12 protein-coding genes are annotated in these 13,041 nt (G+C 60.5%); 3 read left to right on the top strand and 9 right to left on the bottom strand.

Translation table 11 applies throughout. The annotated features are described in order from the left end of the window. Positions 1-16 precede the first annotated feature (16 nt). The 4 genes from CAL20_RS03635 to CAL20_RS03620 all read right to left on the bottom strand — a co-directional run bounded on the left by CAL20_RS03635 (position 17) and on the right by CAL20_RS03620 (position 2,434). The gene (locus CAL20_RS03635) at positions 17-250 is read right to left on the bottom strand and encodes a LuxR C-terminal-related transcriptional regulator (protein ID WP_094819721.1); all 234 of its coding nucleotides are present in this window, start codon (positions 248-250) and stop codon (positions 17-19) included. A 200-nt stretch (positions 251-450) separates the two neighbouring features. Next, positions 451-1,293, bottom strand: a complete 843-nt coding sequence (gene panC / locus CAL20_RS03630; RefSeq protein ID WP_094819720.1) for a pantoate--beta-alanine ligase — start codon at positions 1,291-1,293, stop codon at positions 451-453. A 33-nt stretch (positions 1,294-1,326) separates the two neighbouring features. Continuing rightward, positions 1,327-2,214 (bottom strand): segregation and condensation protein A, encoded by an 888-nt coding sequence (locus CAL20_RS03625; protein ID WP_094819719.1) that lies wholly within the window; start codon positions 2,212-2,214, stop codon positions 1,327-1,329. A gap of 31 nt (positions 2,215-2,245) precedes the next feature. After that, the gene (locus CAL20_RS03620; protein WP_094819718.1) at positions 2,246-2,434 is read right to left on the bottom strand and encodes a DUF3460 family protein; all 189 of its coding nucleotides are present in this window, start codon (positions 2,432-2,434) and stop codon (positions 2,246-2,248) included. 165 nt (positions 2,435-2,599) lie between these two features. Here CAL20_RS03620 and CAL20_RS03615 point away from each other — a divergent pair, with 165 nt between their 5' ends. Then, positions 2,600-3,964 carry a DHA2 family efflux MFS transporter permease subunit gene (locus tag CAL20_RS03615; RefSeq protein ID WP_373558271.1) on the top strand — a complete coding sequence of 455 codons (1,365 nt, stop codon included), beginning with the start codon at positions 2,600-2,602 and terminating at the stop codon, positions 3,962-3,964. A gap of 133 nt (positions 3,965-4,097) precedes the next feature. After that, positions 4,098-5,639 carry a glycerol kinase GlpK gene (gene glpK, locus CAL20_RS03610; protein ID WP_094819716.1) on the top strand — a complete coding sequence of 514 codons (1,542 nt, stop codon included), beginning with the start codon at positions 4,098-4,100 and terminating at the stop codon, positions 5,637-5,639. 17 nt (positions 5,640-5,656) lie between these two features. Here the strand turns inward: glpK and CAL20_RS03605 are convergent, their stop codons facing one another. Continuing rightward, a complete protein-coding gene (locus CAL20_RS03605) occupies positions 5,657-6,685 on the bottom strand; it encodes a Bug family tripartite tricarboxylate transporter substrate binding protein (RefSeq protein WP_094837200.1) in 1,029 nt (342 codons plus the stop codon). Between the two features lie 190 nt (positions 6,686-6,875). Here CAL20_RS03605 and CAL20_RS03600 point away from each other — a divergent pair, with 190 nt between their 5' ends. Next, entirely contained in the window at positions 6,876-8,939 is a 2,064-nt protein-coding gene (locus CAL20_RS03600; protein ID WP_094837199.1) for a TonB-dependent copper receptor, read from the top strand. Between the two features lie 105 nt (positions 8,940-9,044). Here CAL20_RS03600 and CAL20_RS03595 read toward each other — a convergent pair whose 3' ends face one another. The 4 genes from CAL20_RS03595 to CAL20_RS03580 are packed head-to-tail and all read right to left on the bottom strand — an operon-like array spanning position 9,045 to position 13,033. Next, a complete protein-coding gene (locus CAL20_RS03595) occupies positions 9,045-9,566 on the bottom strand; it encodes a MarR family winged helix-turn-helix transcriptional regulator (RefSeq protein ID WP_094837198.1) in 522 nt (173 codons plus the stop codon). Positions 9,567-9,621: 55 nt separating this feature from the next. Beyond that, a complete protein-coding gene (locus CAL20_RS03590; protein WP_254923890.1) occupies positions 9,622-10,596 on the bottom strand; it encodes a hydroxymethylglutaryl-CoA lyase in 975 nt (324 codons plus the stop codon). Beyond that, positions 10,593-12,254: an AMP-binding protein gene (locus CAL20_RS03585; protein ID WP_094837307.1), complete on the bottom strand. Its 1,662-nt coding sequence runs from the start codon at positions 12,252-12,254 to the stop codon at positions 10,593-10,595. The genes CAL20_RS03590 and CAL20_RS03585 overlap by 4 nt, the downstream gene beginning before the upstream one ends. Before the next feature lie 5 nt (positions 12,255-12,259). Continuing rightward, complete coding sequence (locus CAL20_RS03580; protein ID WP_256981333.1) at positions 12,260-13,033, bottom strand: enoyl-CoA hydratase/isomerase family protein; 774 nt, start codon at positions 13,031-13,033, stop codon at positions 12,260-12,262. Positions 13,034-13,041 lie beyond the last annotated feature (8 nt).

The following is a 13,041-nucleotide window of genomic DNA, read 5'->3' as shown; positions in this document are numbered from 1 at the left end:
CACGGCAAGCCTGCAGTCATCTGCGACAGCCGCCATGACGGCACAGGCTGCATGCCAGCTCCACCGTGTTGCGCACGCCTAGTTTGCGGAAAATGCGTGCCCGGTGCGCCTCTGCCGTACGCAATGAAATACCCAATTCAATCGCGACGACCTTGTTAGGCCGCCCCGTCGCCAGATATGACGCGACCTCGCATTCGCGAGGAGTCAATAAACGAGCCGCAGTAATGGGCAGCGCAGCGGAATTCGACATCGGTAGCTCTCTTGTGCATCGCAATATTGCAAGAGAGTCTGCCAGGGCATACGCAGTCCCAACAACTGTCAGTCCTGACAGGCGGGACAAAATGCTCACACTGTCTGAGCATACCCAAGCGGCGCGCCAGGTCCTCAGGATGAACGGCAAACCGGGAGCGGCCGGGGCATACCATGCGCGCGACGGCGGCCGCCTCGGACTTACAGTTCCAGGTTGTCGATTAAACGCGTCGCGCCCAATTTGGCAGCAGCCAACGCTACCAGAGGTTCGCCTGCCGCAATCTCGGCGAGCTCGGGACGTTGCAGATCGCGCTGGCGGCGTACGGCCAGGTAATCCACCTGCCAGCCGCGCCCGGCCAAGGCCTGCATCGCCTCATGTTCGACCACGGACAAATCATGCTCACCGGCAGCGACTCGTTGTTTGATGCTTTGCAGAGCAGCGTACAGTGCGGGCGCCTCGGCACGATCCTCGGCCGACAAGTAGCGGTTGCGCGAGGACAAGGCCAGACCGTCCTGAGCACGAACCGTCTCATGCGCCACGATGTCCACAGGCAACTGGAATTGCCGGCACATCTGACGCACGATCATCAATTGTTGATAGTCTTTTTTGCCAAATACGGCCACGCGCGGCTGCACGCAGGACAGCAGCTTCAGCACGACTGTGCTGACACCGCCAAAAAATCCGGGGCGGAACTCCCCCTCGAGAATATCGCCCAGATCATCGGGCGGCTGCACACGATAGCTTTGCGGCTCGGGATACATCTCGCGCTCGTCGGGCGCGAACAGCACATAGACGTCACGCTCGCGTTCGAGTTTCTCGATGTCATCGCGCAGCGTGCGAGGATATCGATCAAAGTCCTCGTTAGGGCCGAACTGCAGACGATTCACGAAAATACTGGCCACCACCGGATCGCCGTGCTGGCGCGCCAGTTTCATCAGGGCCAGGTGACCCTCGTGCAAATTGCCCATGGTGGGCACGAACGACACGCGGTTCTGCCCGCGCAAATGGTCACGCAATTCCTGAATCGTGTGAACGACTTTCAAAAGATTCTCCGAAAACGAGGACCCGCCGCGCGCTCACGCGGCGGCGGCAACGCTGGTATAGGCCAGGCGCACGTATATGGGCGCATAGGGCTCGGCCTGAGTGATATCCAGAAGCGATTCGCGCGCCAGTTCCAGCATGGCGATAAAGTGCACCACCACCACGGCGACGGGCGCGCCTTCGAGGATGCGCTCCATGAACAGTTCGCCGAATTCCATGAACCGCACGTCGTTCAGACGGCGCAGAATGTGCGTCATATGATCGCGCACCGAGAGCTGTTCGCGAGTGATGTGATGGTGTTGATTGAGCTTGGCGCGCTTGAGAATATCGGCCCATGCCGCACGCAGATCATCGAGATTGACCTCGGGCTGCATGCGTTCGAAACTGATGTCCGCCACGGCCTGAGCGCTTTTGAAATCCCGGCCCAATTGAGGCATGGCATCGAGCTTCTGGGCGGCCAGTTTCATCTGCTCGTATTCGAGCAGGCGGCGTACCAGTTCGGCTCGCGGATCCTCGGGCTCTTCGCCGGTGTCGGTCTTTTTGACCGGCAGCAGCATGCGCGACTTGATCTCGATCAGCATGGCCGCCATCAGCAGATATTCGGCCGCCAACTCGAGGTTGTGCACGCGGATCTGGTCGACATAAGACAGATACTGACGCGTGACATCCGCCATCGGGATGTCGAGCACGTTGAAGTTCTGCTTGCGGATCAGATACAGCAGCAGGTCAAGCGGACCCTCGAAAGTCTCGAGGAAGACCTCCAGCGCATCCGGCGGAATGTACAGATCGGTGGGCAGCTGAAACAGCGGCTCGCCGTACAGACGTGCGAACGCGACGGTATCGACGACATCAGGCGTGCTGTCTACCGGGGGTTCCACCAGAGCGGCCATTGCATCGCCGGAAACCGGCGGTTTGGAGGGCATTCGAGCGCGTTACGAGCGTCGCCGACTGAGATCAGTCGGCTTGGTACACGTAAGGCTTTTGCGGCACGCGAGCGGCGCGAAAGCCTTCGAGAAGCTCGGGATCCTGCGGCTTGTCCCAGAGACGGGCACGCCCTTCGAGCTGGCGCTGCTCGACATCGGGGTGCGATGCCTTGTAGTCCTTGAGGAAGAGAGTGATTTCGGATTCGTAGTTCTTGGCCATGACACCAGCGTCAACAGGTTACGGATAACCCAAGTTTACTTCAGCCCGGCCAAAACTCGGCGTTACAATCGACAGGCCCCCGAACCTCTCGCCGACATGCCCTCCGAATCCGCCAGTACTGCCTCGCCACCCGATTCTGCCCAGGACACCACTCGCGCAGCCCGAATGATCCCCTTTATCGTGGGATGCGCGCTGTTCATGCAGATGCTCGACTCCACCGTGGTGGCGACCGCGCTGCCGGCGATGGCTCAGGCGCTGGGATCGACGGCAGTACGGCTGAACGTGGCGATCACCTCCTATCTGCTGGCGGTGGCGGTCTTTGTCCCTGTCAGCGGCTGGGCCGCCGACCGTTATGGCGCCCGGCGCGTGTTCATGGCGGCTATCGCCCTGTTCACCCTCAGTTCGGTAGCCTGCGCGCTGTCGCAGAATCTGATCCACCTGGTGCTGGCCCGGATTGCCCAGGGGATTGCCGGGGCGATGATGGTGCCGGTCGGCCGTATCATTTTGCTGCGCGTGGTGCCCAAGCAAGACCTGCTCAAAGCCATGTCGTTCCTGTCCATCCCCGCCTTGCTCGGGCCTGTCATCGGGCCGCCGCTGGGGGGGTTTATGGTCACTTACATGTCGTGGCACTGGATTTTCCTGATCAATATCCCTATCGGCGCGATCGGGATCATGTTGGTTCGGCGCTATGTCCCCGAAATTCGCGAGGCCTCGGTGCCGGGGCTGGATTGGCCGGGCTTTCTGCTGAGCGCCGTCTGCCTGGCCACCCTGGTCAGCGCTTTTGAGGCATTGGGGCATAGCCTGATTCCGCCGGCCGCCGTCATCGGCCTGGCCGCTGTCGGGCTGATCTGCGGGTGGCTGTATGTGCAACATGCCAAACGCGCCGAGCACCCCATTCTGGACCTGACGCTGATGCGTGAGCCGACCTTTGCGATTTCGGTGCTGGGCGGCAATCTTTGCCGGTTCGCCGTAGGCGCGATGCCATTTTTGTTGGCTGTCCAGTTGCAGGTCGGTTTCAACATGACTCCCTTTGCCGCCGGCCTGGTTACCTTTGCCAGCGCGGCAGGCGCCCTGCTGATGAAGTTCGTCGCTACCCCTATCGTGCAACATTTCGGTTTTCGCCGTGTGCTGACGATCAATGCCGTGTTGACCGGGGTGTTCATCATTGCTTGCGCCGCCTTTACGCCCACGACGCCCGTCTGGTTGATGATCGCGATTTTGCTTGCGGGCGGATTTTTCCGGTCGCTGCAGTTCACCGCCGTCAACACCTTGACCTATGCCGACATGTCGCCCGAACGCATGAGCCGCGCCAGCAGTTTCGCGGCGATGGCGCAACAACTGGGCATCAGCCTGGGCGTCGGCGTCGCGGCTGTCACGCTGAATCTCAGCATCGCAGCCCGCGGCGCCGACCGAGTCGCGATCAGCGACGTCATGGTGGCCTTTGTGGTCATCGGCGTCCTGTGTTCGGCCGCCACGTTCTCGTTTCAGCGCTTGTCGAAAACAGCCGGCGCGCAACTGCGGCAGGCGTAGCCCGCCAGCCAGGGCCCGGCTACGGCCGCGGGAGCTGACTACCCCTCGTTCGCGACGTCGGTCATACTTGCGGATATAGGCAAGCCAAAAACAGCATTCCACGAGACAACGCATTTCCTAGGGCCCGAGCAATATGACCAAATCGTTCATCCTGGCCTTGGACCAGGGCACCACCAGCTCACGTGCCATCGTGTTCGACCGCCAAGGCACGGCCCGAGGCCTGGGCCAGCGCGAATTCCGACAGCACTACCCGCAGCCGGGTTGGGTGGAACACGATGCCAACGAAATCTGGCAAAGCCAGTTGGACGTCGCCCGTATCGCGCTGCGCAATGCCGGCGCCACCGCGGCCGACATTGCGGCGATCGGCATCACCAATCAGCGTGAAACCACATTGATCTGGGACCGTGCCACCGGTCAACCGTTGGCGCATGCGCTGGTCTGGCAAGACCGCCGTACGGCCCCCTTGTGCGATGAACTGCGCGCGCAGGGTCATGACAAGCTGCTGCAGGAACGCACCGGGCTGGTGCTGGATGCATATTTTTCCGGCACCAAGCTGGCATGGTTGCTGGATAACGTCCCCGGCGCACGCAAAGCCGCGCAACGGGGCGAAGTCGCTTTTGGCACGATAGACAGCTGGCTGATCTGGCATCTGACCGGCGGCGCTGTGCACAGCACAGATCCCAGCAATGCCTCGCGCACCCTGTTATTCGACATTCATACGCAAGACTGGAGCGACGAGATCCTGGCCTTGCTCGACATTCCACGCAGCGTCCTGCCATCGATCGCACCCAGCAGCGCCGTGATCGGTCAGGCGCTGCCTGACTGGTTTGGCGGCCCCATTCCCATTGCCGGCGTCGCAGGCGATCAACAGGCTGCGACCTTTGGCCAGGCGTGTTTCAAGCCAGGCATGGCCAAAAATACCTATGGCACCGGATGTTTCATGCTGATGAATGTCGGCGATAAACCGGTCGTGTCGCACAACAACCTGCTATCGACGATAGGCTGGGGGTTGCCTGCCGACAAGCACAGATCGAATGACGCCACGTCTTCCGCCGGGACACCCACGTATATGCTGGAAGGTGGAGTCTTCATGGCGGGTGCCGCCGTGCAATGGCTGCGGGACGGGCTGAAGATCATTCAACGCTCCGACCAGATCGAGGCCTTGGCAGCCAGCGTAGCCGACACGGACGATGTGTTTCTGGTCCCCGCCTTTGCAGGCTTGGGGGCACCGGACTGGGATCCTTATGCGCGCGGCACGCTAGTCGGGCTGACTCGCGGCACGACACACGCTCACGTCGCGCGAGCCACGCTGGAAGCCATCGCACTGCAAAGCGCCGAGCTGATGACCTGCATGAAGGCCGACAGCAACATTGAATTGTCGGAACTCCGCGTGGACGGCGGTGCGGCGCGCAACGATCTATTAATGCAGATGCAAGCCGATCTGCTGGGGGTCGCTGTCGTCAGGCCGCGCGTGTCGGAGTCCACCGCACGCGGCGCAGCCGGGCTGGCAGGATTGGCCGTCGGTTTCTGGTCGGGACTGGACGAATTTGCCAGCCAATGGGAAGCTGAACACCGCTTTGAACCGCAGTGGAGCGCGGATCAGCGCACTGCACGGCTGGCGCGTTGGCGCCAGGCCGTGGAACACGCCAAAGGCTGGGCACGCCCAGGCAACTGAATGCCCGGGCGTAGTCTTTAATTCAGGCTGGCACCCGAAAGTTTGACGATTTCCTGGTACTTGGCCTTTTCTTTTTTCACGAACTCCGCAAACGCCTCGGCCGTCATAGGCTGTGCCTCGGAACCCATGGCGAGCAGACGTTCGCGGATATCGGGTTGGCGCATGGCGTCTGCGTAGGCTTTATTCAGCTTTGCCACCACATCGGGCGGCGTGCCGCCGGTGGTAAAGATACCGAACCAGGTACCCAGGTCAAAGCCTTTGACGCCAGCCTCGTCCATCGTAGGCACGTCAGGCAACAGTGAAGAACGCTGCAGGGTCGTAACGGCCAGGGCTTTGACTTTGCCGTCCTTGATCATGGGGGCCGAGGCAGCCAGATTGTCGAACATGAAGTCCGACTGCCCGGCCAGCAGCGCCAGTTGAGCGGGGGACGCCCCTTGATAGGGTACATGCACGGCCTGGACGCCGGCGCGTGCCTTGAGCAACTCTCCTGCCAGATGGCCGGCGCTGCCGTTGCCGCCTGAACCGTAGTTCAAACGGTCAGGGTTTTTCTTGGCGTAATCGATCAGGTCGGCCAGCGTATTGATGTGGTTGGCCTTGGCGAAATCGACGTTCATTACCAGGACATTCGGCACCGCCGCCACGATGGTGACTGGCGCGAAATCCTTGATGGGGTCGTACGGCAAATTGGCGAACAGCCAGGGATTGATGGCGTGCGTCGCCACGGCGCCCATGACCAGGGTATAGCCGTCTGGCGCAGCCTTGGCCACCAGATCGGCGCCGATGTTACCGCCCGCGCCAGCGCGGTTTTCCACGATGACGGGCTGGCCCAGCGAGGCGCGGACTTTCTCGGCGAGCAAACGCGCGGAAGAATCCAGCGGCCCGCCAGGCGGATAAGGCACGATAAAGCGCAGGGGTTTGGTGGGGAAATCGGTGTTTTGCGCACTCGCCGGCGCGATGCAGGCCAGCCCGGTCACGACAGCGGCAGCCCCGAGCACCAGTGTGCGGCGCACCGTCGAAACAAGTGAATGCGATGGTGATTGAAACATGGCGTTGTCTCCAAGGCATGGGTTTTTGTAAGGCCCGCAGCATACTCCATGCGATCTCAGGCCGCCAGGCGAATCGAGCAAAGAAGGACGCCCGGTCCTATTTTGAGCACAAAGATGCCGTTTCTGGACACCGCTGCCGCCGGATGGGGTACCTGTCAGCACTGCCCCTGTTCACACCACGCCGGCCCTCATGCAAAATCCTCCCTCTTGGCTCCACGTGAGCCTCCTTGCCCCTGCACTGATATGCATCCATCCCGCCGTCACTCACGCTGATGACGCGCCTGGCGCGGTTTATCAACCCGGCCCCATCGTCATCACCAGCACGTCACCGAGCGCGCCGCTGATCTTTATCACCGATCCCAAGCTGCCTCGGCAGCCTCTGCCAGCCAGCGATGGAACCGACTATCTGAAGACCATCCCCGGGTTTTCTGCGATTGGCAATGGCGGCACCAATAGCGATCCGGTATTGCGCGGACTCTTTGGCTCGCGCCTGAATATCCTGAGCAACGGCACCTCCATGCCCGGTGCGTGCGGCGGCCGGATGGACCCGCCCACGTCTTATATTTCGCCGTCGAACTTTGATCAATTGACAGTGATCAAGGGCCCTCAGACCGTGCAGTGGGGGCCGGGCGCATCGGCTGGCACTGTCAAATTCGATAGGGACACGCCGCGCTTTGCCGAAACGGGCGTCCGTTTCGATGGCAGCCTGGTTGGCGGCTCCTTTGGCCGCAACGATCAAGCCGCGGACCTGACCATGGGCAACGACAAGACATACGCTCGCGTGACGGCCAATCACTCGCACTCTCAAGACTACAAGGATGGCGACGGCAACACCGTTCCTTCGCGCTGGGACAAATGGGGTGCCGAGCTGACGCTAGGCTTCACTCCGGATGCCGACACGCGCTACGAGTTGACGGCCGGCACCGGCGATGGCGAGGCCCGTTATGCCAGCCGTGGCATGGACGGGACACAGTTCAAACGAGAGAGCTTCGGCTTTCGTTTCGAAAAAGACAACCTCGGCTATACGTTGAGCGCCATACAAGCGCAGATGTATTACAACGACGCCAATCATGTCATGGACAACTTCACACTACGTGCACCTGACCGTATGAGCTCCATGTCCTCGGGGCTTGCGTCTAACGTCAATCGCACCACCTGGGGCGGCCGGGTCGCTGGAACCTGGACCCTGTCAGATCGCACCAGCCTCGTCACGGGATTGGATTTCCAGCGCAGCCGACACCGTGTGCGTCGCGGCACAGACACGGCATCATATCGCCGTGAGTCTTGGACCACGAATGCCACCTTTGCCAATACTGGCCTGTTCGGCGAAATGACGTGGCATCTCGCAGAAGACACACAACGGATCATTGGCGGTGCGCGCCTGGACTGGGCACAGGCCACCGATTTACGCGGCACGAAACGCCCTGTCACGCGTATGCCCGATCCCACGGCGGGCGAACGCCGCACTGACACACTGCCCAGCGGATTCCTGCGTTACGAGCACGATCTGGCGGCGGCTCCCGCGACGTGGTACGTCGGGCTTGGACATGTCGAGCGCTTTCCGGATTATTGGGAAATGTTTCCCCCCAGCCGCGGCCCTCAAGGATCGGTCAACGCATTTCAGGGCGTCAAGCCGGAGAAAACCACGCAGCTGGATATAGGCGCACAGTACAAAACTGAAGCGTTCAGCGCGTGGGTCTCTGCCTATGCGGGCTACATCCACGACTTCATCCTCTTGAAATACCCGGCGGCAGGCATGATGGGCGGCACACAGGCCACCAACGTCGACGCGCGCATTTTCGGTGGCGAATTCGGCACCCGGTATGCACTCACCCGCACCTGGACGACGACGGCGACCTTGGCCTATGCCTGGGCCAAGAACACCAGCGATGGCCGCCCCCTGCCGCAAATTCCGCCGCTGGATGCACGCCTGATGGCGACCTACGACGATGGCACGTGGACGGCGGGCGTCTTGTGGCGTCTGGTTGCTCCGCAACACCGCTACGCGTTGAACACCGGCAACGCGGCCGGTAAAGACTTCAGCGCCAGCAGCGGATTTGGCGTGCTTTCCCTCAATGGCGGCTACGCCGTGAACAAGCATGTTCAACTCACAGCCGGGATAGACAATCTATTGAACAAGACGTACAGCGAACATCTGAATCGCGCGGGCAACGCGGCGTTCGGATATTCGGGAAATACTGCTTTTAACGAACCAGGACGTGCGGTCTGGGCGCGGGTGGGAGTGACTTACTAAGGTCGTATTCAATAACTCTGTTGGTCACAAGGCGGGCTTTCTGTTTTTTGCCGCGTCGGGGGAGGCGGCTGAGGAAGGAGTCGAGTTCTATTGGACGTCGAAGATTCAAGCTTCCTTCTTACGCCTGGACGTTTTGACACGATCCAACGCCAAAGTCTGTTGCGCATGCTCCGTGAGCCGAGTCAGAGCACGCTCAAAGACCTCTCGCTCTTCCGGACTCAATACCGACAACAGAGCCTCATTGCGCTCCACCGCCTTGGGAAAGACCTTGCGATACAGATTCTTGCCTTTCGTCGTCAGGCTTAGCTGTACACCACGGCCATCGTTCTCATCCGAACCACGCCGCAGCAACCCCCGCTCGATCATTAATGACACCGCCCGGCTCGCCAGGCTTTTGTCGATATTGACCTCTCTGGCCAGCCCCTGCAGCGACATCGGTGCGTAAGCCCCCAGCATGCCCAGGATCCGCCACTCTCGCGGATCGAGATCAAAATCACGCTGGTTCGACTCGGCTGCCAGGCGGCTCCAGTGGTTGGCCAGCATATTCAGGCGAAACGAGACCAGTTCCTTGAAGTGACTCGCGGCAGTGGGCGCGGATTCGGGCGAGGGGAGGTCGGTATTAGGCATGGGCGCAAGTATAAAAAATCCCGGTCAACAGTGAAAGAAGCACCGACCGCCGCAATCAATCCCGGTGGTTCAACGCATTGCGCAGCGGATTGAGCCCACTGCGTGCCACACGCCCTTGCAGCTCTCTTCCCAGCGCGGCTTCGCAAGCCTCCACCGTCTCCAGCAAGGCATCCATGTTCACACCGGTTTTCACCCCCATGTTTTCGAAAAGATCGATCAGGTCTTCGCTAACGACATTACCGGTGTGTCCGCCGCCATATTTCACCTTGACCGGATGACCGCCCACACCGCCAATGGCACAGTCAAAATGGCGTACACCCTGATCCAGGGCCGCCACATAATTGACCAGGCCGGTGCCGCGCGTATCGTGAAAATGCGCGATAGGATGCACATCCGGATAAGCATTGCGCATGCGGCGAAACAGGTCTGCCGTGGTCCGCGGTGTGGCCGTGCCCGTGGTATCGCCCAGCGCGATATAGCGTACGCCCGCGTCTCGAAATCGCCCCACATCGGCCAACACACTCTCTGGATCGACACGCCCTTCGAATGGGCAGCCAAAAGCCATGGAGATCGTGCCGATCAAACGGAAACGGTCTGCGGCGGCTGCCGCCATCTCGGCAACGTTATTCCATTGGTCAGCCCGGCTGCGCGCCAGGTTTTTTTGCGAGTGCGTATCGGTGGCAGATACCAGCAAGCTGATCTCGTTCGCACCGAAACCTGCCTCGGCGTCGGCCAATGCACGCTCAACCGCTCGCATATTGGCGCAGGTGGCTTTATAAAAGACCCCGCGTTTGCGCGGCAATGCCTGCAGCATGGCCGACGCATCGGCAAACTGCGGAATCACCTTGGGATTGGAATAAGACGTCGCCTCGACGCGGGCGAATCCCAGTTCGGCAAAGCGAGCGACCAAATCCACCTTGGTCGAGGTTGCCAAGTGATTCGGTTCATGCTGCAGCCCGTCACGGGCAAAGCATTCGCACAGCACCACATCGCGCCCGTCGTCTTCAAGCGTAAACGCATCCATCGTCATGACGCCACCGTATCCGAACGAATATCCCACAGTTTGATGGCATGCTCGCGCAGCTTGTTTTTCTGAACCTTGCTGCTGCCCGTCATGCCAATATGCTCAAACGTATCAACCTGGGCAATATATCTAGGCACCTTGAAATTTGCGCATCGTGCCTTGCACCATGCCACCAATTCATCGTTGGTTGCCTGCTGCCCCGGCTTGAGCAAAATGAATGCGCCCGTCACCTCACCAAGTCTGGCATCCGGCACACCGATCACCTGAGCCTGCCTGACAGCAGGATGCGCATGTAGAACCTCCTCGACTTCTGCCGGTGCGACATTTTCCCCGCCGACACGGTACATGTCCTTCAGACGGCCCACCATGCGCATTCGCCCATCGGCGCGCTGCTCTCCCAAATCGCCGGTACGCAGCCAGCCATCGGCAGTAAATGCCTTGGCAGTCGCATAGGGCATGTTGTAGTAGCCCCGCATCACGTTCCAGCCGCGAACCTGGATTTCTCCTTGGCCGGTACCGGGCGCCAACACTGCACCCGTTTCTGCATCTGCAATGCGTACATCGACACCCGGGTGAGGCCACATGAAGCCATCGCGCCGCAATGCGAAATCGTCGGCTTTGTCGCTGATGAGCACGTTAGGCGAGGCCTCGGACTGACCATAGGCATTGCAGACGAACGGCACGTTCATCACATCGCGGATTTTCTGCATGACCTCTGGGCCCGCGGCGGCCCACCCGCCGGTCAGATGCAAGCGAGCCGGATCGAAATCTTCGTGGCCCATCAGCATCAAGAAAATCGTGTCATTGCCCGATGTCAACGTACAACGCTCTGTCTCCAGCACGCGCAAAGCCTCGGCTACGTCGAACTTTGGCATGCTTAGCAGACAACACCCCGACACCAGCGATACAAGCACAGACAAAGTACTGCCGGCCACATGGAAAAAAGGACGAATGCTGAAATAGCGGTCATCCGCGCATACGCCCATGCGCCTGGCAACGCTCGCTGCATCGCCGAGCATGTTCGCATGGGTCAACATGACGCCTTTGGGAAATGACGTCGTACCGGAGGTGTACTGAATCAGCAGCACATCGTCGGGCACAACGCGAGCCATCACCAGTTCGATTTCCTCGTCGGAAATTTTCCCGCCTGCCGATAAGAACGCGTCGTAAGACACAGTGCCAGCAGGAACGCCCGCATCACCTACGGTGACCACATAAGCCAGCGCAGGCAGCACCGTGCCCGGCAACTGCCCGTCGATCGCGGGCTCGACCTGGCGCAGCAACCCTGTGAAATCGATCCCCAAGAAACTGTCTGCATAGATCAGCAGCTTGACGTTCGATTGCTGCAGGCAAAACAAGAGTTCTTCGGCCTTGAAGCGCGTATTGACGGGAACAGTCACTGCCCCAATGGAGGCGCAAGCAAAAAACGCCGCGATCCAGCCGCCGGAGTTGCCCAGCATCAGCCCGACATGATCGCCTTTTTTAATCCCGGCAGCGTACAGCGACTTTGCGATACGGCGGCTGTCGGCCGCAAGGGCCGACCAGGCATGACGCTCGCCCGGTCCCACATAAGCCTCATGATCGCCCCGGCTGGTCACCGTCTCTCGCAGCACCTGCGGCAGCGTAGTGGGTACAGGAATCCCTGCCTCATCCAGCAATCGCATCGTCTTCAACCTTTCTTGCCAAAATTTTCGATGGCTTTTTTCCAATCGCTATGGCGCAGATTTTCCTGAATCGCCAACAGCTCGATCGCCATCGCTCCCTCGCGCGTAGTCTCCAGACCGTTATCGATGCTGCGTTTGGTCAGCTTTACCGTCAACGGATTTGCGGCGGCAATCTGCGTGGCCATCTCCGTCACCCGCATATCAAATGTCTCTGCATCAAACACATGATTGACCAGACCCAGTTGTGCCGCCTCGCTGGCGTCGACGAGCCGGCCAGTGAACAAGAGTTCCTTTGCCATGCGCCGTCCCACAATGCGCGGCAAACGCTGCGTCGCACCCACCGTTCCCCAGCCCACTTCGGGATACTTGAAAACGGCGGCAGGGCTGGCCAGCACAAAATCACACGCTGCCGCAATCTCGCAACCCGACCCGAACGCCGGGCCATGCACCGCCGCGATGACGGGTTTGGACACTGCCTCGATCGCAGCATAGGCGGTAAAGCCATTGACGCGCCGCGCCACCATCTCGGCAGGACTCATGCCCTGGCGTTCCTTGAGATCGGCTCCGGCGCAGAATGCGACGCCTTCGCCACGGATGACGACGACCCGCACCTCGTCGTCGTTTTCGAGCGCTTCGCACGCGGCCGTCAACTCCTGGCACATCGCGACATTCAAAGCGTTGCGGCTATCTGGGCGCGCCAGCCACAGCGTGGCTACGCCTTCGGTAACTGCCAAACGTAATGTGGTGAATTCCGGATAAGTCTGCATAGTCAAAGCCACCTTGGATC

Source organism: Bordetella genomosp. 4 (assembly GCF_002261185.1).
Classification (GTDB): Bacteria; Pseudomonadota; Gammaproteobacteria; order Burkholderiales; family Burkholderiaceae_B; genus Bordetella_A.
Note: the sequence above shows the minus strand (reverse complement) of the source record. Positions and strands in the feature narration are given on the sequence as shown.

What these genes read in the sequence shown, in the direction of transcription:
- CAL20_RS03635 (WP_094819721.1), bottom strand. Translation starts at nt 250, where the DNA reads ATGTCGAATTCCGCTGCGCTGCCCATTACTGCGGCTCGTTTATTGACT.
- CAL20_RS03615 (WP_373558271.1), top strand. Translation starts at nt 2,600, where the DNA reads ATGATCCCCTTTATCGTGGGATGCGCGCTGTTCATGCAGATGCTCGAC.
- CAL20_RS03590 (WP_254923890.1), bottom strand. Translation starts at nt 10,596, where the DNA reads ATGACGATGGATGCGTTTACGCTTGAAGACGACGGGCGCGATGTGGTG.
- CAL20_RS03585 (WP_094837307.1), bottom strand. Translation starts at nt 12,254, where the DNA reads ATGCGATTGCTGGATGAGGCAGGGATTCCTGTACCCACTACGCTGCCG.
- glpK (WP_094819716.1), top strand. Translation starts at nt 4,098, where the DNA reads ATGACCAAATCGTTCATCCTGGCCTTGGACCAGGGCACCACCAGCTCA.
- CAL20_RS03605 (WP_094837200.1), bottom strand. Translation starts at nt 6,685, where the DNA reads ATGTTTCAATCACCATCGCATTCACTTGTTTCGACGGTGCGCCGCACA.
- CAL20_RS03620 (WP_094819718.1), bottom strand. Translation starts at nt 2,434, where the DNA reads ATGGCCAAGAACTACGAATCCGAAATCACTCTCTTCCTCAAGGACTAC.
- CAL20_RS03595 (WP_094837198.1), bottom strand. Translation starts at nt 9,566, where the DNA reads ATGCCTAATACCGACCTCCCCTCGCCCGAATCCGCGCCCACTGCCGCG.
- CAL20_RS03625 (WP_094819719.1), bottom strand. Translation starts at nt 2,214, where the DNA reads ATGCCCTCCAAACCGCCGGTTTCCGGCGATGCAATGGCCGCTCTGGTG.
- CAL20_RS03600 (WP_094837199.1), top strand. Translation starts at nt 6,876, where the DNA reads ATGCAAAATCCTCCCTCTTGGCTCCACGTGAGCCTCCTTGCCCCTGCA.